This is a genomic window from Streptomyces sp. NPDC056738 (assembly GCF_042790435.1).
In the GTDB taxonomy this organism is placed as follows: Bacteria; Actinomycetota; Actinomycetes; order Streptomycetales; family Streptomycetaceae; genus Streptomyces.
Genome location: NZ_JBHTZF010000011.1, coordinates 162,094 through 185,478 on the forward strand (window position 1 = coordinate 162,094; position 23,385 = coordinate 185,478).

Sequence of the window (23,385 nt, forward strand, 5' to 3'; positions counted from 1 at the left end):
CGGCGGTCCCGACCAGAACCGGGGGGACGGCCTCGGGCGGCGGACCCGGTGGTCAGCGCAGGCGCTGGCTGATGACCTTCGAGACGCCGTCGCCCTGCATGGAGACGCCGTAGAGCGCGTCGGCGACCTCCATCGTGCGCTTCTGGTGCGTGATCACGATGAGCTGGGAGGCCTCCTGCAGCTCCTGCATGATCCTGATCAGCCGCTGGAGGTTGGTGTCGTCCAGCGCCGCCTCGACCTCGTCCATCACGTAGAACGGGCTGGGGCGCGCCTTGAAGATCGACACGAGGAGCGCGACGGCGGTCAGCGACCGTTCGCCGCCGGAGAGCAGGCTGAGCCGCTTGACCTTCTTGCCCGGCGGCCGGGCCTCGACGTCGACACCGGTGGTGAGCATGTTGTCGGGGTCGGTCAGGATGAGCCGGCCGTCCCCGCCCGGGAACAGCCTGCTGAAGACGCCCTCGAACTCCCGGGCGGTGTCCCGGTACGCCTCGGTGAAGACCTGCTCGACGCGCTCGTCGACCTCCTTCACCACCTGAAGGAGGTCGGCGCGGGTCTTCTTGAGGTCCTCGAGCTGCTCGCTGAGGAACTTGTGGCGCTCCTCCAGCGCGGCGAACTCCTCCAGGGCCAGCGGATTGACCTTGCCGAGCTGCTGGTAGGCCCGCTCCGCCGACTTCAGCCGCTTCTCCTGCTCCGCACGGTGGAACCGCCGGGGCTGGTTGCGCGGGTGCTCGGGGTCCTCGGGCAGTTCCTCGCCCTCGGCGGGCAGCGACGGCGGTACGAGCTGGTCGGGGCCGTAGTCCGCGACGAGTCCCGCCGGCTCGACGCCGAGTTCGTCCAGCGCCTTCGCCTCGAGCTGCTCTATGCGCATCCGCTTCTCGGCACCGAGCACCTCGCCCCGGTGCACCGAGTCGGTGAGCTTGTCGAGCTCCTCCTTGAGCTCGCGGCCCTGGCTCCGCGCCGTCACGAGCTCCTGCTCCCGGCGGGCCTTCGCGCTGTCCGCGGCGGTGCGCTCCTCCTCGGCGCGAGCCAGCGAGACCTCGACGTGCGCGAGAAGCTGCCGCGCGCCGGAGGCGACGGCCGCGGCGACGGCGGCCTCGTGGCGGAGCCGGGCCCGCCGCTGTTCGGCACGCGCGCGTGCCTCGCGTTCGGCACGGGCGGCGCGGTCCAGCGAGTCGGCCCGTCCGGCGAGCCCCTTGACCCGCTCCTCGTGCGTACGCACCTGGAGCCGGGCCTCCATCTCCGTCTGCCGCGCGTTGGCGCCGTCCGCGGCGAGCCGGTCCCGCACCGAGGTGTCGGGCTCCTCCTCGACCGGCATCTCCTCGGCCACGGCGAGCCGTTCGGCCAGCTCCTCCGCCTCGGCCACGGCCTGGTCGAGGGACTCCTGAGCACGCGCGGCCGCGGCGGTGCTCCGCTCGGCCTCGCCCGCGGCGCCGCGCGCCTGCCCGGCCAGCCGTCCGAGCTGCTGGGCGACGGACGACTTCTGCCGTTCGGCGGCCCGCCGCCGCTCCCCCAACTCCTCGACGAGAGCTGCCCGTTCCTTGCGACGCTCGGTCGCCAGCCGCTGCTCCTCGGTCAACTCCTCGCAGCGTACGGCCAGTTCCTCCAGCTCGGCCGCCGCCTCGTCCACGGAGGCCTGCACTTCGAGCAGGCTGGGCGCCCCGGCGGACCCGCCGTGCGCGAAGTGCGCCCCGAGCAGGTCGCCCTCGGCGGTCACGGCGGTGAGTCCGGGCCGCGCGTAGACCAGGTCCTCGGCCTCCTCCAGGGTGCCGACGACGACGATCGCGCGCAGCAACCGCCGTACGGCGGGCATCAGTTCGGCGGGGCCCCGGACGAGATCGGCGGCGTACCGCGGCCCGTCGTCGTCGAGCGGTACGTGCGGGGAGGCGCCGTCCGCCGGGCCGGCGGGGGCGTGCGTTTCGGCGCCGGGCTCCTCGGGTGCTCCGGCGAGGAGCAGGGCCGCGCGTCCCGCGTCCTGCTTGCGCAGCAGCCGGATGGCCTCGGCGGCGGACGCGGGGGTGGCGACGGCGACGGCGTCGGCCGCCGCGCCGAACGCGGCGGCGAGCGCGACCTCGAAGCCGGGGGTGACCGTCAGCAGTGCGGCGGCGGGACCGAGCACGCCGGTGAGCCGGTCCGTGGCGCCGAGCAGCGCTCCGGTGCCGTCCTTGCGCCGCAGGCCGAGGGCGAGGGCGTCGCGGCGGGCCTGGGTGGCGGCCCGCCCCCGTTCGGCGGCGGTGGCGGCCTCGCGGGCGGCGCTCAGCGCGGCCTCCGCGTCGGACAGGGCCCGCCTGGCCGCCTCGTGCTGCTCGCCGAGATCGGCGTCGCCCGCGTCGAGCCCGTCGACCTCGGCCTTCAGCTCCTCGTACTCCTCCTGGGCCGCGACCGCGCGTTCCTGGGCCTCGTCGCGGGCGGCGGCGAGGCGGTCGATCTCGGCCTGCGCGGAGGCGGCGCGCGAGCGGGCGGCGTTGACCTGGCCGCCGAGCCGGGCGAGGCCCTCGCGGCGGTCGGCGATGGCGCGGGCCACGTCCTTGAGGCGGCGTTCCTCGACGGTCAGCTCGCGCTCCAGCTCGGCGCGGTGCGCGACCGTGTCCTCCAGGGCCCGCTCGGCCGCCTCCAGGGCCGCTTCGAGCTCGGCCTCCTGTTCGCGGACGCGGGCGGCCTCGCGCTCCATGTCCTCCGGGTCGCGTCCGCGCCGTTCCTCGGCGGGCACGGAGGTGGCGCTCTTCACGCGCGCGTCGGCCAGCGAGACCGTGCCGCGCACCCGCTCCGCGAGCTGGGAGAGTTCGTACCAGGTCTGCTGGGCGCGCTGGAGGCGCGGTGTGAGCCGGCGGACCTCGTCCTCCAGCAGGGCCTCGCGCTGGAGCGCCTTCTTGAGCTCGGCCTCGGCGGACTCCTTGCGCTGCTTGAGCGCGGCCTCGTCGGCGATCTCGGACCGCAGGGCACCTCGCAGCCGTACGAGGTCGTCGGCGAGGAGGCGCAGCCGGGCGTCGCGCAGGTCGGCCTGGATGACGGCGGCGCGGCGGGCGACGGCGGCCTGCCGGCCGAGCGGCTTGAGCTGGCGCCGCAGTTCGTCGGTGAGGTCCTGCACGCGCGCGAGGTTGGCCTGCATCGCGTCCAGCTTCCGCAGCGCCTTCTCCTTGCGCTTGCGGTGCTTGAGGACGCCCGCCGCCTCCTCGATGAAGGCGCGGCGGCCCATCGGGTCGGCGTGCAGCACGGAGTCGAGCTGGCCCTGTCCGACGATGACGTGCATCTCGCGGCCGATGCCGGAGTCGGACAGCAGTTCCTGGATGTCGAGCAGGCGGCAGGTGTCGCCGTTGATCTGGTACTCGCTGCCGCCGTTGCGGAACATGATCCGCGTGATGGTGACCTCGGCGTACTCGATGGGCAGCGCCCCGTCGGAGTTGTCGATGGTCAGGGAGACCTCGGCACGGCCGAGCGGCGGGCGCCCGGTGGTGCCGGCGAAGATGACGTCCTCCATCTTGCCGCCGCGCAGCGACTTGGCCCCCTGTTCGCCCATGACCCAGCTCAGGGCGTCCACGACGTTGGACTTGCCCGAGCCGTTGGGGCCCACGACACAGGTGATGCCCGGCTCGAACCGCAGCGTGGTCGCGGAGGCGAACGACTTGAACCCGCGCAGGGTCAGGGCCTTGAGGTGCACGCCGCCGGACTCTACCTTTCGGGCCGGTCTCACTCCATGAACGCGCGGTTTCGCCCATGAACGCGGAGGGCACACCAGACGTTGAAGAGGGGGGTTGGTCGCTCGGGGGAAAGAAAGAAGGGACGCCGGACGGCGTCCCTTGCAAATCTGACTGCGTAGCGGTTGATTCGGGCCGCCCGACCACTGCTGTCATGGTGCGGTGCAGTGATCAGGTGAGCGCAGGCTCCGCCTGGGGTACGTCGATGCTCTCGAGAATCGAGTCGTGAGAAGCGGCAGCCGCGAGCGCGTCGTTCTCGGCCTGGATCCGTACAAGCTCGGATTCGAGGTCCTGGACGCGCTGCTGGAGCCGTCGCATCTCGGCAATGAGTCGCGGGTCGGAACCGCCGACGTAACCGAGAAGCGCCTTTGCCATGATGGATGGTCCTCCACACTGAGTGACCGACCGAAGCGGTGTGGGTCGTGAGGGAATCGCACCCGCGATGCTTGACACTGCTGATGTCCTGCTGCCGTTCCACATGCCAAACAGCTAAGGTGCGCGGGGCTTTCAGCGTCTCACCAAAAAGTTTGACGGTCAACACGATCACGCCCTGTATCGGCGGGCAACCCACTGTCGCGCGGCTTGTGGAGCGGCGGCGCTACGACACCGGTGGGACCCTCAGGGCGTCGGGATCATCGTTATCTCGGGAGCCTGCCACTTCGCGCCGTTCTTGGCAACCACCAGGCCGTTTCCACTACTGACGGGTGCCGGTGGCATACGCCACGCCACCTCCAGGAGGCCGCGCGGGCGTCCCCGTCAGCGGATCGCGAAGCCGTCGTAGATCCCCCGGGGCGTGTCCCAGATCTCAGTGACTCCGTCCACCCGGCCGGGCGTGTCGTCTCCCTGGAGCCAGTCGAGCAGACTCTGGCAGCCGGCCCGGGGGCCCTCCGCGACCACCTGGACGCGTCCGTCGTCGAGATTGAGAGCAAAACCACTCAGCCCGCCGATCTCCAGTGCCCTGGCCCGCGTAAACCAGCGGAAACCCACACCTTGGACCCGTCCGCGGACCCAGACGACCAGCCGTGAAACCTCGTTCATGGCTGCACGCTAACCGGACAATGTCTCGTGGAGCACATCCTCCCCACGCGCCATGGGGTACCGTCCCGGACCAATGAGTCTCACTAGAAACTCACTCTTCCGGGTGAGTTTGAAGTGAGGATCGCTGACTCAAGATCGAGGAAGGCCCAAGAGATGGGACGCCACCGACGCTCCGACGCCGGCCGCGCCGCCACAGGGCGCGCCACCGGAGTCACAGATACGAGCGGTACCCCCACGGACGGCTACGGCCCGGAGAACCTGTACGGCTACGCGGCCGTCGCCGATCTCCCGTCCGCCTCCTCCGCCCGCTCGCACCGCAAGCGGAAGGGCCCGAGCCCGGTCAAGACGGGACTGCTCGGCGTCTCGGCGGCCGTGGCCCTCGGCACCGTGGCCGTCGCGGCCGGTGTCGTGCCCGGCGCCGACAACTACGCGCTCGGCGGTGGCAGCAACAACTCCGACAACGTCCAGGCCGCGAGCTCGCCCTCCAGCGTGGAGACCCAGCAGGGCGGCACCTCGGGCAGCGCGGACGCCCGCGAGGGCACGTCGACGAGCCGCGGCTCCGGTCGCGCCTCGACCCCCTCGACCGTCGCTCCTTCCGCCTCCGCCTCCGCCTCGGCGCCGGCCGCTCCGACCACCACCGAGCCCTCGAAGAACGAGGGCAAGGACAACGGGGCCTCCAAGGAGAAGACGAAGGAGCCCAAGGCTCCGAAGACGACCGAGCCCTCCAAGAAGGAGACCAAGGCGCCGGTCGCCAAGACCCCGGTGAACGTGTCCGCGGAGTCCGCCGCCGAGACCGAGGTGCTCAAGCTCGTCAACGACGAGCGCGCCAAGGTCGGTTGCAGCCCGGTGGCCGCGAACAGCGCCCTGACGGACCTGGCCAAGGCCTTCAGCGAGGACATGGCCGCCCGGGACTTCTTCGACCACACCGACCCGAGCGGGCTCAGCCCCTGGGACCGCGCCGCGAACGCCGGCATCACCAGCCTCGGCGGCGAGAACATAGCCCGCGGCCAGGCCGACGCGGCTGCCGTCATGGACGCCTGGATGAACAGCCCCGGCCACAAGGCCAACATCCTGAACTGCGACTTCAAGACCCTCGGCGTCGGAGTCCACTTCGGCGAGGGCGGCCCTTGGTGGACGCAGGACTTCGGCTACTGAGCTAACCGCAGGTCAGAGGGCTAAGCACCCTCCTGGGCCGTGTCCGGGCCGTCGTGAATGGAAAGACGCCATCCACGGCGGCCCGAGTCCGTTTCCCGCTCGACGGCATCAGGTGCGTGTACGTCCGCAGCGTGAAGCCGGGGTCATGGTGCCCCAGGTACTCGCTGACCGCCTTGATGCTCTCCCCCGCGTCCAGCAGTACCGACGCGTAGAAGTGCCGCAGCGCGTGCATGCCGCTGTCCCGCCCGGTCTCGACGCCCGCGGCCCGAAGCGCCGGCCGCCATTCGCGATCGTTGAAGCGGTTCCGGTCCAGCGCCAGTCCCATGGGCCCGGTGAAGATCAGCGATGCCGTGACGGGCGGACCGTCCAAGGTCTTCCACGGCAGCGTGATCCTGACTGCCGGGTACCGCTTGAGATGCTTGGCCAACGCGAAGGCGACAGACTCAGGCAGAGGTATGTCGCGTTCCTTGCCGCCCTTCGGCGGGGCGAACACCGGGCGATGCAGCCGCAGCAACTTCACCTGCCGTACGACATGCACCACTCCCCCGAGGAAGTCCACGTCTTCCACGGCCAGGCCGAACGCTTCACCCTGACGCAACCCGCATCCGGCGGCGACGTTGACGAGTGCCCGATAGCGCTCCGGCAGCTCCGATTGCACAGCCCGAATCCTCCCGGCCGGCCACGGCTTGACCTTGCGCGGCTCCAAACGAGGAGCCCGCACAGAGCGAGCCCGGCATGGATTCACCCGGATGACCCGGTCCTCGACCGCCGCCGAGAAGACCGTCGAGACGTGCGCGAAGATCCCGCGACGGTACCCGGCGGAGAGCCCGCGGTCCTCCAGGCTCCGCAGCCAGAGCCGCAGGCGCGACGGGGTGAACGATCCCATCGGCCGTACTGCTCGAACGTAACGTTGCCGGCGTCGGGAGCGACGTAGTCGCCGCGCGATCGTAGCGGGAGTGGTGATCGGTGAGGACGGCCGACTCCTGGCGATCCGCCGCGCGCACAAGGGCACTTGGGAGCTCCCCGGCGGTGTACTCGAACTCGATGAGACCCCCGAGGTCGGCGTAGTCCGCGAGGTCCTGGAGGAGACGGGCATCCACGTCGAGGTGAACCAGCTAACCGGGGTCTACAAGAACACCACCAAGGGCGTCGTCGCCTTGGTCTTCCGTTGCAAGGCCTTCAGGGGGCACCGAGCGCACCTCCAGCGAATCGACCGCGGTTGACTGGCTCACGCCCGAAGAGGTTGCCGAGCGCATGGCCGAGGTCTTCGCGATCCGGCTCCTGGATGCCTTGGACGGCAACGGCCCGCACGTGCGGAGCCACGATGGCAAGCAGCTGCTGCGCCGCTAGGGTGCCCAGATGACTGCGCCAGATGGAACGCGGCAGAAGCCGAGGCAGCTCACTGAGCTGGGCGACGTACACGACTTCCTGGATGAAGTCCGCCTACGCCCTGGAATGTGGCTGCCGGGCAGTTCCCTGCAGCATCTCGACTCCATGCTCGTTGGATACCGAGTCGCGTTGGCAGTGCACGGCACCCCAGAGGACTTCGACTTCTGGAACCCTGGCTGCCAGGGGCCATTCGCCGAGTGGCTGTGGAAGCGGCTGGGCCGGCACAGCTCCCTGGGATGGGCAGTTGAGATCGAGCGCGAGGCCGAGGCCTCCAACACTCCAGCGGTCGAGCTGTTCTTCAGCCTGCTGGACGAGTACCGCGCTGAGCGCAGCCAGCCCAAGGGATAGAACTTTCTCTACTTCATCAAGTGCCGGCTCCGAGATGGCGGGGGCGCCGTTCGCGGGTGCCGGCCGAGTGTGGCGTGCGCGGGGTGCTCCCATCCCGTATGCCGTCGACCCAGGCAGAGCTGAGCAGTCGCGGCCCAGGGCGTCAAGGTCGTTCGTACAGTGGCGCGCTCCACCTTGACGCCCTGAACCACGCCCGCTCCACGGTGTGTGGGTCGACGGCAGACGGGATGGGAGCTGGGGTAGGTGTGTGGTTGAGGCGGTGGGCAATGCCTCTAGCTAGGTGAGGCGTCCACCCAGGCCGCCTTTGGGGGCGATCTCGGCGATGCGGGCGAGGTCGTCGGCGGTCAGTGCGAGGTCGGCCGCAGCGATGTTCTGCGCGACGCGGCCGGGGTTGCGTGAGCCGGGGATGGGGACGATGTAGTTCTTCTGTGCGAGCAGCCATGCCAGGGCGAGCTGGGCGAGGGTGGCGTCCTTGTTCTCGGCGAGCTTGGTCAGTTCGTCGGTGATGGCGACGTTGGCGTCGAAGTGCTCCGGGTTCCACCAGGCGATGCGCTGTCGGAAGTCGTGGGGGCCGTAGTGGTCGCGGGACTTCACGGCGCCGCTGAGGAATCCGCGGGCGAGCGGGGAGTAGGCGACGAAGCCGATGCCGAGTTCTTCCAGGACGGGGAAGAGGGGTGCGACCTCGTGGGTGAAGATCGAGTATTCGTGCTGGAGCACGGAGATCGGGTGCACGGCGTGCGCGCGGCGGATGACGTCTTCACCGGCGTTGGACAGGCCGAGGTACTTCACCTTGCCCGCGTCGACGTACTCCTTCATGACGCCGACGACGTCCTCGATGGGGACGTTCGGGTCGGGTACGTGCTGATAGAGCACGTCGATGACGTCCACGCCCAGGTTGCGCAGGCTGTTGTCGACGACCCCGCGGATGTGCTCGGGTCGTGAGTCCTGCCCGTAGGTGGGGGTGAAACCGAACTTCGTCGCGATGGTCACCTCGTCGCGGATCGGCGCGAGCGCCTGGCCGAGCAGCTTCTCGCCCTCGCCCCAGCCGTACATCTCGGCGGTATCGAAGTGCGTCACCCCGAGTTCGTGCGCGCGGCGGATCGCGGCAATCGACTCGGCGTCGTCTGTAGGGCCGTAGCCGACCGCAGTGCCCATCGCGCCGTAGCTGATCGCCGACGCAGTCAAGCCCTGGGTGCCCAGTGTCCTGATCTCCACAAGATGCTCCCTCACCCCAAACCAAACTGTTTGGTTTTACCGTACGCCCAGCTCACGACGTCGGCAAACCAAACGGTTCGGCCAGGTAGATTGAACGCATGAACCCTTCGGCCGGAGCAGACTCCACCCGCGACCGCATCGTCACCGCGGCCACGGCCGAGTTCTCCCGGCACGGGATCGCCGGGGCCCGGATCGAACGCATCGCCAAAGCGGCACGCACCAGCAAGGAACGCATCTACGCCTACTTCCGCAGCAAGGAAGAGCTGTACGCGACCGTCGCCGCCGACGAGCTGACAGCAGTCGCCGAGGCCACACGGCTGGACCCCACCGATCTCCCTGGGTACGCCGGACGGGTCCACGACTACTTCACAGCCCACCCTGACCGCCTGCGCCTCATGAACTGGGGCCGCCTCGAACTGGGCGACGCCAGGCCGACCGCGCCGGACGACCCGATCCAGACCACCGTGCGCCACAAGACCGAGCAACTGCGCACCGCGCAGAAGGCCGGCCACCTGGACCCGGCATGGGACCCCGCCGACATCCTGGTATTCGTCAACCAACTCGCCATGTCCTGGGCCGGACAGACCGACCTGATGCCCGCCGACGAGATCGAGCGCCTGCGCTTCCTGTACGCGCGGCGAGCCGCCATCGTGGCAGCCGTACAACGCCTCTTCCCCGCCGTTACGGTCGACCAGAGCAGCGATCCGTCAAGCCTGCCCCCGGCTGCTGACATCACCGCCTGACACCAACAGGCCGGTACAGCAACGGCCAACGCCGAACCACGACGGACAGTCGGCCGGGAGCTGCAGCCGTTCGACCAACCTCCCAGATCCCTGGTAATTGGCCTGATAAGGATGAGGCCGCAGGTTCAAGACGCTGTGCCCTCGCATCCCGATCAGGTGGAATCCGTAGCCGTGTTCACTACAGTGCGGATCACCACTGCGAGGGGGAACAATGGCGGATTACGAGACTCACGCGAGCAAGGCCCAGGAACTCTTGGACGCGGTTCACACCAAGGACTTGCGCTCTGGAGCACTCGCCATCGCCGCTGCTCAGGTCCAAGCAATCCTTGCCTTGGCTGCAGCCGTCGACCGCCAGAGCCGCATGGACGGGGGCGGGGCCACGTGATGGCACAACCCTCCAGAGCGTGCCACTCTCGCGCCAGAACGGACGGGGACTCAGGGCGAACCGGGGCGTAGAGCGGGCGGCAGGCAGCACTGCGCCAGTCAGAGAACCCGCAGCTCTGCGCGTGATCGCCCGACCTCGCTCCTCAAGCGGGTGTCGGCCAGCAGGCAGGTGGCTGTACAGCAGCGAAGTACAGCAACCACCGGCGACCAGCCCCGACCGCCAGCAGGCTTGAGCGACCGTCTGGCGTGCCTGGCAGACCTCAACGACCACCGTGCCCATAGTTCGCATCGAGAGGGTCAGTCCCTCATAGGTGATCCGCTGGCTTGCTGAGTCATTGGGGTCCGATGCAGGTTCAGGTGACAGGTTCGGTCATGCGACCTGGCGGACCGAGATAGTCGAGGCCGCCACATGACCGCGCACATATCGCAAGGCCGGTCAGACCTCGGAAATGGACGGTCCCAACGGGAGGCCGGTCCTTCCGGAACGCGCCCGCCGTCAGCGGACACCTCCTCAAACTCCACGAAACGTAACTTTTTGTACTGGATTTAGTGCGCTAAGTAACTATTCTCCAAAGCGCAAAGACATGCCAAAGGCATATTTCTGGAGGATTCGTGGCAAGGTTCCGTACCCGTCTGGCCCTGCTCGGCTCGGCCGTAGCCCTCACCGCTGGCGCCCTCGCTCCCGCACAGCTCGTCGGAGCGCAGCCCGCCGCCGCGGCGGACTACGACTGGGTCGCCCTCGGCGACTCCTACACCGCGGGGGTCATCCAGGCAGCCGGCGACGTCTTCGAAATCCCCCGCGACGGCTGCGAGCGCACCGACCAGTCCTACCCGCAGATCATCGACCGCGACCTCGGCGGGCTCATCGAATTGACCAACGTCAGCTGCGGCGCCGCCACGATCGAGGACGTCACCTTCAGGGCCCAGCAGCCGATCGGCCGTAACGTGCCAGGCTTCCCCGAGGACCCCGACTACCCCTTCCCCCCGGTGCCTCCCCAGTCCGAGGCGGTGAAGCCCGGCACCGACGTGATCACCGTCGGCGTGGGCGGCAACACCTTCGGGTTCGACGAGATCCTCCGCAAGTGTCTCGAGCTGGGACAGGGCAGCGAGGGCGTGGGCACGCCGTGCAAGGACGACCTGGCCGGCGACATCCCCGGCAAGCTCACCAAGGTCGGCAAGGACTACGACGAGATGCTCGCCAAGCTCCACGAGAAGGGGCCGCACGCCAAGATCCTGGCCGTCGGCTACCCCACGATCATCCCCAAAGACACCTCCAAGTGCCGCTACAACGACATCCACCAGTTCTTCTCGATCACTCAGGGTGACCTGGACTGGCTGCGCCAGGACGTCCTGGAACCCCTCAACAAGACCATCGAGAAGTCGGCCGAAGCACACGGCTCCGCCACCTTCGTCAACCTCTACGACTCCACCGAAAAGCACAGCGTCTGCGACGCCGGAAAGTGGGTCGAGGGCATCCTCGACAGCGACGACCGGCCGGCCCTCGTGCACCCCAACACCAAGGGCCACCGCAACGCCGCCGACCACGTCACCTCGGCGATCCTGAACGCCATCGCCCCGAGCTGACCCGCCCGCGGTACCTCGTCGCCGATCCCGCAACACGCTGCCAAGAGGCCGGTGTCCGGGGCCTCGCCACGACGCTTCCGCTGCCGTGGCCGACTTCGGTAGACGGTAGCGACAGCGTGGCCGATGCCGGTAGGGGCACAGCTAGGCACACGTGCCTGTCCGGTCGGCGCACCCGCCGCCGTGGCTGACATCACCAACTGACATCAACGGCAGCGAACGATGGCACACGGAGGCGGGTGAAGCCGGATCCGCGAGCGACCCACGACCCTCGTTCCGGCACGTCGCAGCGCGCAGCGAGCGAACTTCCAAGGCGGATGTCGGCGGTTCGAAACCGTCCGCGCCCACCAGTCTCAGGAGACGAACAAGGCCCGGGTCAGCCGGTGGAATCCGGTGATCTGGGCCTCTGTCGTTCGGACCGGTCGGGGCCGTCGCGCCACTCACGTGCCAGATGGGCCGCGCGGAGGCCGCCGCACCTTCCTGATCCGACCGTCCACGGAGTCGGCGATCGCGTGGTCGCCCGTTGACGAGGTGCTGATAGACCAGCGGCGGTCCTGCCCGGCGGGGCCGTGCGCTGGCTCGATCCGGGATGGGGCGAGGGCCACGTGACGCGCGTCAAGCTCCACAAACGCAAACGCATGGGATTTGGCCGGGCCAACCTCGATCTCCCACGCAGACGCGTACCTCAGAGCCCATGAACTTTGCGATGTCTCAAGATCGTCGACAGCGCCCGACCTCCCACCCGGCATAGGGCCTGCGGGGGCGCCCTGTCATGATGAGCGGCCGCCAGGGCCGCACGGTCTTTGGAAGAGTCCGCGGAAGAAGAGAAGACGCGATGCGATTTCCATGGCACCGACGGCCGGCCGAGCGATCTCGGCGACTGCTTGACGCTGCAGGGATCAGGCCCGGATCGACAGATGACGGCAACGACCAGGACGTCTGTCGAGAGGTCGCCTATCGAGTCGCCCAGCGCAACTCCGACGCGGTCACCGAGGTTCTGGCGATCGTGGAGGAACTGCTCGGGGACGAGGCGAACTACGAGTTCGTCACCTCACTGCTGGAGAACATCCAGAACCTTGTGTCGCACGGTCTCGACACGCTCTGGTCGCCCGACGAGGTGTACGCCCTGCTAGGTCCCCGCAGTGCAGTCTGCTGGAGCACCCTGACCGACTACTGGACCGCAGTGGCCGATTGGTGCGTCCGTACCGGCCTGCCGTTGGAGCCTGTCGAACCGCTTCTCACCATCCAGAACGAGCAACTGAAGGTGCTTTTGTGGACAGGGAACCGGACCCTGTCCACTGGGGAGAAGCTCGGGCTCGCACAGGCAGTCCGCTACGAGCAGGCCAACGGAGTTTCCATACCCAGCTATAGCCACATCGCGGTGGCACTGCGTAGTACCGGACAACAATGATCCTGCTCAGGATGCTCGATCGGCGGAATTCACAAGATCCTCGACAGAGCCAAGTCCCGTATCTTGCGGTCAGCCGTAGCCTCGTCAGGTGCTCGGGTTCCTCCACAGTTGCCGCTCGTCCAGCGTTCCAGATCGAGCGGGGAACAGCGGGGAATCACGGTGCGAGCAGCGGAGCCCGACGAGACCACGGCCAGGCCGCATACCCAGGTCAGCGCCCGGATCAGCCCCGAATGGCCGCAGCTTCCCAAGCTGATGGCTCACAACACGTGTCGGACGACGTCGCGTGTTGTGGGCATTCACTCGGACCGTGACCTTCCTGACCCTGACAGTGACGAAGCACGGCGAGAGCGATCCATCTCTCTCGGCGGGACTCTGGCATCGAGGGGCTTCATCGGTCATGGTGTTGAGCACCCTCCGGGCCGTCCCTGGGCCGTCCAAGGGTGCTCAACGACGACCAACGCCGACAACCATCGACGGCTGAGTCGCAGGTCGCAGCGTTGATCGACTGCAGGGGTGCAGGTCGGAGACCCGGCCCCGCACTTCTTCGGCTACTGAGACAGCCGTGCAGCGCATGGCCGGCCCGCTCGGGGGGTCGGCCATGCGGCGTTTTTCAGGGGCGGACGGCGAGGGCGTGGAGCAGGAGGGCGCCGGCTCCCAGGACGGCGAGTTGTACCGCCGCGGTGACGCGAAGGCGCAGGGCGAGCAGCGCGCCGCCCGTGACCACCGCCGCGCCGGCCAGGATCCACGCGCCCTGACGCGCGACCCCCGGCGCCTCGGGCGCGTTGACCTCGTCGTAGGAGTCCGCCCAGCCCGTGATGCCGTAGCCGTACACCAGCCAGGCGATGACCAGCAGGTCGAGGACGAGCAGCAGTGCGCCGATCGCCACCTGCAGGCCGGTCGACGGCCTGGTCCCCCGTTCCGTTCCCACGCCCGTCCCTCCGTGGCCGCCGCTCCCCGATCGTGCGGGGCCCAGCCTGCCGGACCGGTGGACTCCGCACATGAGTACGTCTACTCACTGGTACTCAGAGCCGAAGTCGTGGATCAGGGTCGGGGCGGGGACGGGCGGGGCGTGTGGCTAACCAGGAGTTAGTGCTCTCTGTCGGGTGGCGCTGTGGCTGAGTATGCTGGGCGTATGGAATCGTCCGCGGGAATCACCGAGCGTGCCGGGAGCGGCGAGGGTGGCGCGGGTGTCGGCGCCAAGGACCTCGCCTACGACGTGTTCGCCCGTGGCTGCCCGTCCCGGGGCACGCTGGAGAACGTCACCGGCCGCTGGGGCTCGCTCACGCTCGGAGCGCTGTACGACGGCACGTTCCGGTTCAACGAGCTGCGCCGCCGGGTCGACGGCGTCAGCGAGAAGATGCTCTCGCAGACCCTGCACGCGCTGGAGCGCGACGGTCTGGTGCACCGTGACGCGCGGCCCACGAACCCGCCGCGCGTCGACTACACCCTCACCCCGCTGGGCCGCGAGGTCGCCGAGCGCCTGCTGGCCCTCATCGACTTCGTCGAAGGACGCATGGACGAGGTCTTGGAGGCCCGCGGGCGGTACGACGAGACCCGCGAGGCCGTGCGGGCGGCGCGAGGAGCGTAGGGGTCGAGGCCTCGCGCCTCGGAACCTGGGCCTCTTGGCCCCTGAACCTGGGCCCCCGGGCCCCGGGCGCCTGTTCTCAGGCGGTCGGGCGGGGGGCTCGCTGGCAGCGTGGGCAGAAGTAGCTGGAGCGGTTCATCCAGGCGCGGCGGCGGATCGGGGTCCCGCAGCGGCTGCACGGCTCACCCTCGCGCCCGTACGCGTCGAGCGAGCGATCGAAGTAGCCCGACTCGCCGTTGACGTTGACGTACAGACTGTCGAAGCTCGTGCCGCCGACGGCGAGGGCGTCGTTCATGACCTCGCGGACGTGGCCGAGGAGTTCGGCGGTGCGTGGCCGGGTCATGGTTCCCACGGGGCGTTCGTAGTGCAGCTTGGAGCGCCACAGCGCCTCGTCCGCGTAGATGTTCCCGACCCCGCTGATCAGCGACTGGTCGAGCAGCGCGCGCTTGAGGGTCGTACGGCGGGCGCGCAGCGCGGTGTGGAACGCGGCGTCGTCGAAGAGGGGGTCGAGCGGGTCGCGGGCGATGTGCGCGATGACGTCGGGGAGGCCGTCCGGGGTCTTCTCGTGCAGCGACAGCCCGCCGAAGGTGCGCTGGTCGACGAAGCGCAGTTCGGTGCCCTGTTCGTCCTCGAAGCGGACGCGGATGCGCAGGTGCTTCTCGTCGGCGGCGTCCTCCGGCTGCACGAGGAGCTGACCGCTCATGCCGAGGTGGGCGAGCACGGAGTACGGCGAGTCGTCGAGGGGCAGCCACAGGTACTTGCCGCGGCGCATCGCCTCGCCCACGCGGTGCCCGGCGAGCGCCTTCGCGAAGCCGTCGGGGCCGGCCGGATGCCTCCGCACGGCCCGCGGATGACGGACCTCCACCGACCGCACCATCCGCCCGGTGACCCAGCGCTCCAACCCCCGTCGCACGACTTCGACTTCGGGCAGCTCGGGCACGGGACTCCTCCTGAGGGGTGGGCTGGGCCGGTGATGCCGGAAGGGTACATCGCACCGACCCCCGACCGCCGCCGAGCGATTCACCGCCGGGCCTGCGGCACGCGTCTACCGGGTTCGAAGCCGCCGCCTCGCCACCGGGGCCCCAGAGCGACGCCGAGGGCCAGAGCGGAGCCGAGGTCCCGGGCCGAGCCGAAGGGTCGGGGCGGAGCCCAGGTCCGGGGCGAAGCCGAGGCTCCAGAGCGAAGCTGAGGGGCCGGGGCGGAGCCCAGGGGCCGGGGCGGGCTCCCGGCCGCACGGAGCGTGGAGTCGTCTCCCGCCGCCCGGCCTCGGCGCCCCGTCGTACCCCGGTCCCTCCGCGGCAGCGGGAACGCAGCGACCCCGGCCCGCTGCGAGTGCGGCGGGACGGGGTCGGGTGGTGCTGGTTCCGAGCGGGGGCGCGGATCACCGCGTACCCGTGTCGGGTGAAGGATTCAGGCCGTGGCCGTGTCGGAGCTGGGCGTCGAGGAGGTGTCGGCGGTCTCCTCGATGTCCTGCGCCGCCTGCTCGGCGGCGACAGCCGCCTGCTCGGCGGCCTGCGCCGACTTCGCGCGTTCGTCCGCGGCGGAGTGGATGGCACGCCACGCGGATTCCGCGGCCTGCTGCTCCGCCTCCTTCTTGCTGCGGCCGGTGCCGGTGCCGTACGAGACGCCTCCGACGCGGGCGGCAGCAGTGAAGACCTTCTCGTGATCCGGGCCGGTCTCCGTGACCAGGTACTCGGGAACCCCGAGCCCCTCGGTCGCGGTGAGTTCCTGGAGACTGGTCTTCCAGTCCAGGCCGGCACCGAGATTCGAGGACTTCTCGATCAGCGGGTCGAAGAGCCGGTGGACGAGTTCGCCCGCGGCCTCCAGCCCCTGGTCGAGATAGACGGCGCCGATCACCGCTTCAAGGGTGTCGGCGAGGATGGACGCCTTGTCCCGGCCTCCCGTGCCTTCTTCGCCCCGGCCGAGCCGGATGAAGGAGCCGAGTTCGAGGCCGCGGCCCACCTCCGCCAGCGCACGAGAATTGACCACCGCGGCCCGCAGTTTGGCCAACTGGCCCTCGGGCAGGTCGGGGTGGGTGCGGTACAGCGTGTCCGTGACCACGAGGCCCAGTACGGAGTCCCCGAGGAACTCCAGACGCTCGTTGGTCGGCAGACCGCCGTTCTCGTACGCGTAGGAACGGTGGGTCAGCGCACGCACCAGAAGGGCGGACTCGAGCTTGTAGCCGAGCCGCCCTTCCAGAAGCGTGTGGGACGAGGCTGTGTTGTCCGCCTTTTTCTTGGCGTTTGAATCCGCCTTGGCGTCAGACATCAGACCTCTCACCAGCCGCTCAGACCTCGAGGACCTGGCGCTTGTTGTAGGTGCCGCAAGCCGGGCACGCGATGTGCTGCAGCTTGGGCTCGTGGCAGCGCTCGCACGCAACCAGGGTGGGGACCGCAGCCTTCCACTGCGACCGGCGGTGGCGCGTGTTGCTGCGCGACATCTTCCGCTTCGGAACAGCCACGGCTACTTCTCCTGCTTCTCGTCGACGCCAGGTTCGGCGCCGCTCAACTCGTCCTTCTCGCCATCTTCGAGTGAACCGGCGAGTCCCTGCAGTGCCGCCCAACGGATGTCGACGGCGTCGTGGTGGTGGTCCGGGTCGTCCGCCAGCCGCGCTCCGCATTCGGAGCACAGACCCAGGCAGTCGTCCTGGCACACCGGCTGCATCGGCAGTGCGAGCACCACCGCATCCCGCAGCACGGGTTCGAGGTCGAACAGGCCGTCCTCGAGGAAGAGAGTGTCCTCGTCGTCCTCGGCGTCGTCGACCGGCTCCGCCTTGGGGCGGCCCCGGTCATCGGCGTCAGGGTACGAGAACATCTCCTGGAAATCCGCTTCGAGCACCTGCTCAAGCGGCTCCAGACACCTTACGCACTCCCCCTTCGCCGATGCACGGGCGGTGCCTGTGACAAGCACCCCTTCCATGACCGACTCCAGACGGAGGTCGAGCTCCACCGGGGCACCTTCCGGCACTCCGATGACACCTTGGATCCCGAGATCCACGGGAGCGTCGATCGTGCGGGTCAGGCGCTGCATCGCGCCAGGACGCCGCCCCAGCTCGTGTGTGTCGAACACGAGAGGATTGCGGTGGTCGAGGCGGGCGTTCAGAGCCATTCCTGCTTTCGATCTACGAACTCAAGGGATGCCACCCAAGGTGTCCCTCGGGCAGCGCTGATCGCGGACGTACACGCGACCGAAGAGCCAGGATACTGGACCTTTCGCTCTCGGCCCAATCCGGTGCGTACAGGCCCCCCGGCCGGGGGCGCGCACCCCTCCTGACCGGGCGGTCAGTGGCCGCCGCGCCCCTGCTCGTACGCCCTGAGCTGCTCCGCGCTGATCATGCTGGTGTCGAAGAGGCTGGCCTCGTCGAGGGCGTGGTTCTGCTGGTCCACGGGGTGGGCCTGCTGGCCGTAGACCTGCCCGTTCTGGTCGTAGCCCTGCTGGTCGTAGCCCTGCTGCTGATAGGCGGCGTACGGGTCGGCCTGCTGATAGCCGTAGGCGTCCTGCTGCTGGGTGTACTGCTGCTGATAGCCGTACGGGTCGGCCTGCTGCTGATAGGCGTACGCGTCCTGCTGCCCGTAGGACGGCTGAGCGGCCGGTTCCTGGGTCCGGGCGCCCGGCTCGGGCCCGTCGGCGAGCTCCGCGAGGCCGGCCAGGTAGTCGGCGTCGCTGGTGTGCGCGCCCGGCGTCCCGTCCTCCGCGAAGGTGCCCAGCTCGCCGAGGTCGTCGCTGGCGATCCGGCCCTGGAGCTTCTCGCGGCCGCGGCCGACGGCCTCCAGGGTCTTGGCGAGGACGGCCTCGAAGGCGCCGAGCTTGGCGTCGACGTAGTCGTCGGCGTTGCGGCGCAGGGTCTCCGGGTCGTAGCTGCGCTCGGGGGCGTCCTCGTCCTCGTAGCCCTGCTCGTCGAGGCCCGGGCCGGTGCCGAGGAGCTTCTCGCGGCCGCGGCCGACCGAGCCGAGGGTCTTGGTGAGGACGACCTCGAAGTTGGCGAGCTGGGAGTCGACGTAGTCGTCGGCCTCCGCGCGGATCTCCTCGGCCTCCTTGCGCGACTCGTTCAGGATGCGGTCCGCCTCGTTCTGCGAGCGGCGGGCGACCTCGGTGTCGGAGATCAGCGACCCGCGCTCGGCGTGCGCGGTCTCGATGATCCGCTCGGCCTCCTGACGGGCCCGCTCGACCATCTCCTCGCGGCCGCCGATCAGCTCCTGCGCCTGGGCGAGGGAGCCGGGCAGCGCCTGGCGCACCTCTTCCAGCATCGAGAGCAGTTCGGCGCGGTTGACCACGCACGACGCCGACATGGGCATGGAACGGGCGCTGCCGACCGCCGCGACGATCTCATCGAGCTTCTTCTGCACGTCCACCGTGTGCTCGCCACTCTCTACTGCCGTGATGGAGACGGACGGGACGACTGTACGACCACTCCCGCACCGTCCGACACCGGGTGACGGACAGTCAGTCGCTCAGTCCTTGGCGAGGCGCCCGGTGAGCGCCTCCAGGACCACCGGCGGCACCAGGTGGGAGATGTCGCCGCCCCAGTTCGCGACTTCCTTCACCAGTGACGAGGAGAGGAAGCTGTAGGTGGGGCTGGTCGGGATGAACAGGGTCTCGACTCCCGAGAGGCCGTTGTTCATCTGGGCCATCTGGAGTTCGTAGTCGAAGTCGCTGACCGCGCGCAGGCCCTTGACGATGGCCGGGATGTCCCGCTGCTTGCAGTAGTCGACGAGGAGGCCGTGGTAGGCCTCGACCTGGACGTTGCCGAACTCGGCCGTGACCTCGCGGATCAGCTCGATCCGCTCGTCGACCGTGAACAGGCCCTTCTTCGACTGATTGATCATCACCACGACGTGCACGACGTCGTAGAGCGCGGAGGCGCGGGCGATGATGTCGAGGTGTCCGTTGGTGATGGGGTCGAATGACCCCGGACAGACGGCGCGGCGCAACAGTGGTCCCTCGCTCTCCGGTCCGGTCATCGTGCGTCTTCGCACGTAGAGGCGGCGCGACCGTACCAAAAGGTGCCCTCGCCGTAGCGACGGGCCCTGAGAGCCTCGAAACCCTCGGGCCAGCCGAATTCTCCGCCTCTTGTGCTGCGCTCCACGGTGACGAGCGCATCCTCCGCGAGCCAGCCCCCGGTGCGGAGTGTGAGCAGAATCTCCCGAAGATCGTCGTCCGCGACGACGTACGGGGGGTCGAGGAAGACCAGGTCGTACGGCTCCTGCGGCGCCGCCGTCCGGACGATCTGCTCCGCTTTGCCCGCTCTGACCTCGGCGCCGGGCAGGCCCAGCGTCTTCACGTTGTCGCGGATGACCTTGGCCGCGCGGGCGTCCGCCTCCACGAGCAGGGTGTGGCCGGCACCGCGGCTGAGCGCCTCCAGGCCGACGGCGCCCGAGCCCGCGTACAGGTCGAGCACGCGCTCGCCCTCCAGCGGGCCGCCGAGCAGGGACTGCCAGGTGGAAAAGAGGCCCTCGCGCGCCCGGTCGGAGGTGGGGCGGGTGCCGGTGCCCGGCGGGACGGCCAGACGGCGTCCGCCGGCCCGGCCGGCGATCACGCGGGTCATGAGGGTCCTTTGCGCTGGGGGTGGTCGGTTGCTCCCAGTCTCTCAGCCGTGGGCCGTCCGCCGCCGCTCAGCCCTTGTCCAGGTACTGCTCCCGTTCCTCGTCCAGCAGGGCGTCCAGGGCGACGCGCAGGCCGGGCAGGTCCGTGAGGTCCGGGTCGGCGGCGACCACGGCGGTGGCCTCCTCGCGGGCCTCGGCGATGATCTCCTCGTCCTCGATGACGGCCAGCATGCGCAGCGAGGAGCGGACGCCGGACTGGGCCTGGCCGAGGACGTCGCCCTCGCGACGCTGTTCGAGGTCGATGCGGGAGAGTTCGAAGCCGTCCAGGGTCGAGGCCACCGCGTTCAGCCGCTGGCGGGCCGGGCTCGCCTCCGGCATCTCGGAGACCAGCAGGCACAGGCCCGCCGCCGAGCCGCGGCCGACCCGGCCGCGGAGCTGGTGGAGCTGGGAGACGCCGAAGCGGTCGGCGTCCATGATCACCATGGCGGTGGCGTTCGGCACGTTCACCCCGACCTCGATCACGGTCGTGGCGACCAGGACGTGCGTCTCGCCGGCGGCGAAGCGGCGCATGACGGCGTCCTTGTCGTCCGGGTGCATCCTGCCGTGCAGGACCTCGACCCGCAGGCCCTGGAGGGGACCCTTGGCGAGCTGGTCGGCGACGTCCAGGACGGCCAGCGGCGGACGCTTCTCCGCCTCGTCCTCGGCGGACTTCTTGCGGGCGCCCTTCTTGTCGTCCTCCTCGTCGCCGATGCGGGGGCAGACGACGTACGCCTGATGGCCGTTCTCCACTTCCTCGCGCACGCGCTCCCACGCGCGCGACAGGAAGTGCGGCTTGTCCGCGGCCGGGACGACATGGCTGGCGATCGGGGAGCGTCCGGCGGGGAGCTGGTCGAGCACGGAGGTCTCCAGGTCGCCGAAGACCGTCATCGCGACCGTGCGCGGGATGGGCGTGGCGGTCATCACCAGGAGGTGCGGGGGCTGCTTTCCCTTGCCGCGCAGGGCGTCGCGCTGTTCGACGCCGAAGCGGTGCTGTTCGTCGACCACGACCAGGCCCAGATCGTGGAACTGGACCTTGTCCTCGATCAGCGCGTGGGTGCCGATCACGATCCCTGCCTCGCCGGTGACCAGGTCGAGCAGCGCCTGGCGCCGGCCGGCCGCCCCCATGGATCCGGTGAGGAGCACGACCTTCGTCGCGTGCTCGGCCCCGCCGAGCATGCCGCCCTGGGCCAGCTCGCCCATCATCTCGGTGACCGACCGGTGATGCTGCTGGGCGAGCACCTCGGTGGGCGCGAGCATCGCGGCCTGCCCACCCGCGTCGACGACGGCGAGCATGGCGCGCAGGGCGACCATCGTGTTGTGGGTGACGGTGAAGTTGTCCGTGACGTAGGCATGGCTCGGGTGAGCGACGCTGATGCACTGGACCGGTTTACGGCCGACGTACTCCACGGCCCGGATGCCTCGTCGGAACGTGGTGTATTTCGGGCGGGGGCCGACACGATCGGCCTTACGGGACAGCCTGAAAGGCGCGTATGCGGCGGGGAGTGCCACCGAGACGTTGAAAGCCGCCTTTTTCGGCAGCACGCGAGCCCGTCCGCCCAGGGAGCGCACCAACCAGGCGACGTCGTCGGCGAGCCTGAGCGACGCGGAGCAGAGGGAAATGCTCAGACCGTCCTTGTGCACCGTTCCGTCCGTGTCCAGCAGTCCTTGGAGGAGGGCGAGACGGTTCTTGATGGACGTGTTCTTGAACTGATCAGGGATGAATTTGCCGTGGGAGGTCATTCCCCAGAGACCCAGGTTCCGCAGAGCCTGGATGACTGGATTTCGTACGCCTCCGGAGCGCTCCTTCAACTGGATCGTGTAGTCACACCGGGATCCCTTCACAGGAACCAGCAGGCAGTCCGGGGCGATGGCGCTCGCCGCCGCGTCGCGGATCTCGTCGTCGATCGTCGAAAGACGCAGGTTGTGCCGGAATGAACCGTCACCCAGCAGCAGCCCGAAAAGGTAGGGATCCAGGGGCAGCTCGAAGTCCGGTCCGATGTCGACGGGCACAGCGGGAGGGATGTACCACTTCGAAGAACCGTTCGCCTTGAACGTGTCGAGCCGGATCTCCCTGGTGGTCATCGTCTTGGGCGCCTGGCCGCGATGCCACCCACAGCTCGTCCCGACGATCCACAGGTGTTCGTCGTCGCACTCCACCGAACTTCCGTCGGAGAGGACCAAGCGCCAGACGTCGCGCTCTCCCTGCGGAAAGATCCCGTCGATCACGGCGATCTCGCCGTCGGGCACGACCACTTCGTCGCCTTCCCGCAGGTCTCCCATCCGCCGGAAACCCATGGGTGTCAACACGGTCGCGTCAAGGGGCTGAGCCTTCCCGGAACCCACCTCCCCCTGGAGCAGTCGGTGCATCGGGTGTTCGGTGGCCAGGCCGTCGAAGATCTCCTTGGAGACCTTCTGCTGGCCCTCGGTGAGGGTGAAGGGCAGCCGGGCGTCGAAGGCGGTCAGCAGGCCGTCCGGGGCGGGGGTGCGGGCGACGGCCGGGAGCTGGGCGTCGGCGTGCCGGCGGCGGGCCAGGGCGACCTGGAGGACGAAGGCCTCGTCCCACTTGAGGCGGGCGCGGGCGTCGTGGATGTCCGCCTTGGTGTGCGGGCGGTGGATCTTGAGGAGGGCCTCGGGGAGGGTGACCAGACCGCGCCCGTCCCGCAGGGAGTCCGGGAGCGGATCGACGGCCTCCTGGGCGCTGGGCAGCACCGTCTGCACGGACTTGGCGATCTTCCAGGACTCCAGCTTGGCGGTGGCCGGGTAGATCGGGATGAGGGCGCCCGCCCAGCTGCCGACGCTCTCCGCGGCCTCGTCGCCCTCGCCGCGCAGCAGTTCGTAGGCCGGGTGGGCGAGCTGGAGGCGGCGGTTGAAGACGGAGACCTTGCCGGAGAACATCGCGCGGGTGCCGGGCAGCAGGTCCTTGTGGGGTTTGTGCACACCGTTGCCGAAGAAGACGAGCTGGATCCGGCCGCTGCCGTCCGTGATGGTCACCTCCAGGCGCTGGCCCTTGCCGCGGGGCGCCTTGGAGGAGGCGAAGGTGTGCAGGCGGGCGTCGGCGACCTGGGCCACCACCGTCACGTGCTCGTCCATCGGCAGGTCGGCGAGGTGGGTGAGCTGTCCGCGCTCCTCGTATCTGCGCGGGTAGTGGTGCAGCAGGTCGCCGACGGTGTGCAGGCCGAGGTGCTCGGCCATCACCTTCGCGGTGGCGGGACCGAGCGCCTTCTTCAGTGGTTCTTCGAGCACGGGCACGAGATCCATTGCA

Annotated in this window: 20 protein-coding genes and 1 pseudogene; 7 read left to right on the plus strand and 14 right to left on the minus strand. The window is 69.4% G+C overall.

Annotated elements, in window-relative coordinates:
- Positions 1-52 precede the first annotated feature (52 nt).
- From smc to ACFRIC_RS27560, 3 genes are all read right to left on the minus strand, one after another.
- A complete protein-coding gene (gene smc / locus ACFRIC_RS27550; protein WP_382790831.1) occupies positions 53-3,655 on the minus strand; it encodes a chromosome segregation protein SMC in 3,603 nt (1,200 codons plus the stop codon).
- 208 nt (positions 3,656-3,863) lie between these two features.
- Positions 3,864-4,067, minus strand: a complete 204-nt coding sequence (locus ACFRIC_RS27555; protein ID WP_355773424.1) for a hypothetical protein — start codon at positions 4,065-4,067, stop codon at positions 3,864-3,866.
- A gap of 381 nt (positions 4,068-4,448) precedes the next feature.
- Complete coding sequence (locus ACFRIC_RS27560) at positions 4,449-4,730, minus strand: acylphosphatase (RefSeq protein WP_361683156.1); 282 nt, start codon at positions 4,728-4,730, stop codon at positions 4,449-4,451.
- A gap of 153 nt (positions 4,731-4,883) precedes the next feature.
- On the opposite strand from ACFRIC_RS27560, the gene ACFRIC_RS27565 reads away from it, so the two are divergent.
- Positions 4,884-5,885, plus strand: a complete 1,002-nt coding sequence (locus ACFRIC_RS27565) for a CAP domain-containing protein (protein WP_382790836.1) — start codon at positions 4,884-4,886, stop codon at positions 5,883-5,885.
- A gap of 1 nt (position 5,886) precedes the next feature.
- On the opposite strand, the gene ACFRIC_RS27570 is transcribed toward ACFRIC_RS27565, so the two are convergent.
- Positions 5,887-6,771, minus strand: coding sequence for a tyrosine-type recombinase/integrase (locus ACFRIC_RS27570; protein WP_382790840.1), 885 nt, complete (start codon positions 6,769-6,771; stop codon positions 5,887-5,889).
- A 76-nt stretch (positions 6,772-6,847) separates the two neighbouring features.
- Between ACFRIC_RS27570 and ACFRIC_RS27575 the strand changes: the two are divergent.
- Both ACFRIC_RS27575 and ACFRIC_RS27580 read left to right on the plus strand, forming a co-directional pair.
- Positions 6,848-7,235: pseudogene (locus tag ACFRIC_RS27575) on the plus strand (NUDIX hydrolase).
- 174 nt (positions 7,236-7,409) lie between these two features.
- A complete protein-coding gene (locus ACFRIC_RS27580; protein WP_382790843.1) occupies positions 7,410-7,622 on the plus strand; it encodes a hypothetical protein in 213 nt (70 codons plus the stop codon).
- A gap of 276 nt (positions 7,623-7,898) precedes the next feature.
- Here the strand turns inward: ACFRIC_RS27580 and ACFRIC_RS27585 are convergent, their stop codons facing one another.
- Positions 7,899-8,837 (minus strand): aldo/keto reductase, encoded by a 939-nt coding sequence (locus ACFRIC_RS27585; protein WP_382790847.1) that lies wholly within the window; start codon positions 8,835-8,837, stop codon positions 7,899-7,901.
- A gap of 98 nt (positions 8,838-8,935) precedes the next feature.
- On the opposite strand from ACFRIC_RS27585, the gene ACFRIC_RS27590 reads away from it, so the two are divergent.
- From ACFRIC_RS27590 to ACFRIC_RS27600, 3 genes are all read left to right on the plus strand, one after another.
- Positions 8,936-9,580, plus strand: a complete 645-nt coding sequence (locus tag ACFRIC_RS27590; protein ID WP_382790849.1) for a TetR family transcriptional regulator — start codon at positions 8,936-8,938, stop codon at positions 9,578-9,580.
- A 996-nt stretch (positions 9,581-10,576) separates the two neighbouring features.
- Entirely contained in the window at positions 10,577-11,548 is a 972-nt protein-coding gene (locus ACFRIC_RS27595) for an SGNH/GDSL hydrolase family protein (RefSeq protein WP_382790853.1), read from the plus strand.
- An 832-nt stretch (positions 11,549-12,380) separates the two neighbouring features.
- Complete coding sequence (locus ACFRIC_RS27600) at positions 12,381-12,956, plus strand: hypothetical protein (protein WP_382790856.1); 576 nt, start codon at positions 12,381-12,383, stop codon at positions 12,954-12,956.
- 610 nt (positions 12,957-13,566) lie between these two features.
- Here ACFRIC_RS27600 and ACFRIC_RS27605 read toward each other — a convergent pair.
- Positions 13,567-13,884 (minus strand): hypothetical protein, encoded by a 318-nt coding sequence (locus tag ACFRIC_RS27605; protein ID WP_382790858.1) that lies wholly within the window; start codon positions 13,882-13,884, stop codon positions 13,567-13,569.
- A 204-nt stretch (positions 13,885-14,088) separates the two neighbouring features.
- On the opposite strand from ACFRIC_RS27605, the gene ACFRIC_RS27610 reads away from it, so the two are divergent.
- Positions 14,089-14,544, plus strand: a complete 456-nt coding sequence (locus tag ACFRIC_RS27610) for a winged helix-turn-helix transcriptional regulator (protein WP_382790860.1) — start codon at positions 14,089-14,091, stop codon at positions 14,542-14,544.
- A gap of 76 nt (positions 14,545-14,620) precedes the next feature.
- Here ACFRIC_RS27610 and mutM read toward each other — a convergent pair whose 3' ends face one another.
- From mutM to ACFRIC_RS27650, 8 genes are all read right to left on the minus strand, one after another.
- Entirely contained in the window at positions 14,621-15,481 is an 861-nt protein-coding gene (mutM, locus tag ACFRIC_RS27615) for a bifunctional DNA-formamidopyrimidine glycosylase/DNA-(apurinic or apyrimidinic site) lyase (protein WP_382790862.1), read from the minus strand.
- A gap of 470 nt (positions 15,482-15,951) precedes the next feature.
- Entirely contained in the window at positions 15,952-16,809 is an 858-nt protein-coding gene (gene rnc / locus ACFRIC_RS27620) for a ribonuclease III (protein WP_382790865.1), read from the minus strand.
- Positions 16,810-16,828: 19 nt separating this feature from the next.
- Complete coding sequence (gene rpmF / locus ACFRIC_RS27625) at positions 16,829-17,002, minus strand: 50S ribosomal protein L32 (protein ID WP_006139588.1); 174 nt, start codon at positions 17,000-17,002, stop codon at positions 16,829-16,831.
- 2 nt (positions 17,003-17,004) lie between these two features.
- Positions 17,005-17,649 carry a DUF177 domain-containing protein gene (locus tag ACFRIC_RS27630; RefSeq protein ID WP_361683169.1) on the minus strand — a complete coding sequence of 215 codons (645 nt, stop codon included), beginning with the start codon at positions 17,647-17,649 and terminating at the stop codon, positions 17,005-17,007.
- A 173-nt stretch (positions 17,650-17,822) separates the two neighbouring features.
- Positions 17,823-18,893, minus strand: a complete 1,071-nt coding sequence (locus tag ACFRIC_RS27635; protein WP_382790868.1) for a cell division initiation protein — start codon at positions 18,891-18,893, stop codon at positions 17,823-17,825.
- A 99-nt stretch (positions 18,894-18,992) separates the two neighbouring features.
- Entirely contained in the window at positions 18,993-19,472 is a 480-nt protein-coding gene (coaD, locus tag ACFRIC_RS27640; protein ID WP_382791279.1) for a pantetheine-phosphate adenylyltransferase, read from the minus strand.
- Positions 19,473-19,498: 26 nt separating this feature from the next.
- Entirely contained in the window at positions 19,499-20,086 is a 588-nt protein-coding gene (gene rsmD, locus ACFRIC_RS27645) for a 16S rRNA (guanine(966)-N(2))-methyltransferase RsmD (protein WP_382790871.1), read from the minus strand.
- Between the two features lie 67 nt (positions 20,087-20,153).
- On the minus strand, positions 20,154-23,381 hold the full coding sequence (locus ACFRIC_RS27650) for a helicase-related protein (RefSeq protein ID WP_382790874.1): 3,228 nt from the start codon (positions 23,379-23,381) through the stop codon (positions 20,154-20,156).
- Positions 23,382-23,385: the final 4 nt, after the last annotated feature.

Excerpts from the sequence above, each read along its gene's own strand:
- ACFRIC_RS27555 (WP_355773424.1), bottom strand. The coding sequence starts at position 4,067 with ATGGCAAAGGCGCTTCTCGGTTACGTCGGCGGTTCCGACCCGCGACTC.
- ACFRIC_RS27560 (WP_361683156.1), bottom strand. The coding sequence starts at position 4,730 with ATGAACGAGGTTTCACGGCTGGTCGTCTGGGTCCGCGGACGGGTCCAA.
- ACFRIC_RS27565 (WP_382790836.1), top strand. The coding sequence starts at position 4,884 with ATGGGACGCCACCGACGCTCCGACGCCGGCCGCGCCGCCACAGGGCGC.
- ACFRIC_RS27570 (WP_382790840.1), bottom strand. The coding sequence starts at position 6,771 with ATGGGATCGTTCACCCCGTCGCGCCTGCGGCTCTGGCTGCGGAGCCTG.
- ACFRIC_RS27590 (WP_382790849.1), top strand. The coding sequence starts at position 8,936 with ATGAACCCTTCGGCCGGAGCAGACTCCACCCGCGACCGCATCGTCACC.
- ACFRIC_RS27600 (WP_382790856.1), top strand. The coding sequence starts at position 12,381 with ATGCGATTTCCATGGCACCGACGGCCGGCCGAGCGATCTCGGCGACTG.
- ACFRIC_RS27610 (WP_382790860.1), top strand. The coding sequence starts at position 14,089 with ATGGAATCGTCCGCGGGAATCACCGAGCGTGCCGGGAGCGGCGAGGGT.
- rnc (WP_382790865.1), bottom strand. The coding sequence starts at position 16,809 with ATGTCTGACGCCAAGGCGGATTCAAACGCCAAGAAAAAGGCGGACAAC.
- ACFRIC_RS27630 (WP_361683169.1), bottom strand. The coding sequence starts at position 17,649 with ATGGCTCTGAACGCCCGCCTCGACCACCGCAATCCTCTCGTGTTCGAC.
- rsmD (WP_382790871.1), bottom strand. The coding sequence starts at position 20,086 with ATGACCCGCGTGATCGCCGGCCGGGCCGGCGGACGCCGTCTGGCCGTC.
- ACFRIC_RS27650 (WP_382790874.1), bottom strand. The coding sequence starts at position 23,381 with ATGGATCTCGTGCCCGTGCTCGAAGAACCACTGAAGAAGGCGCTCGGT.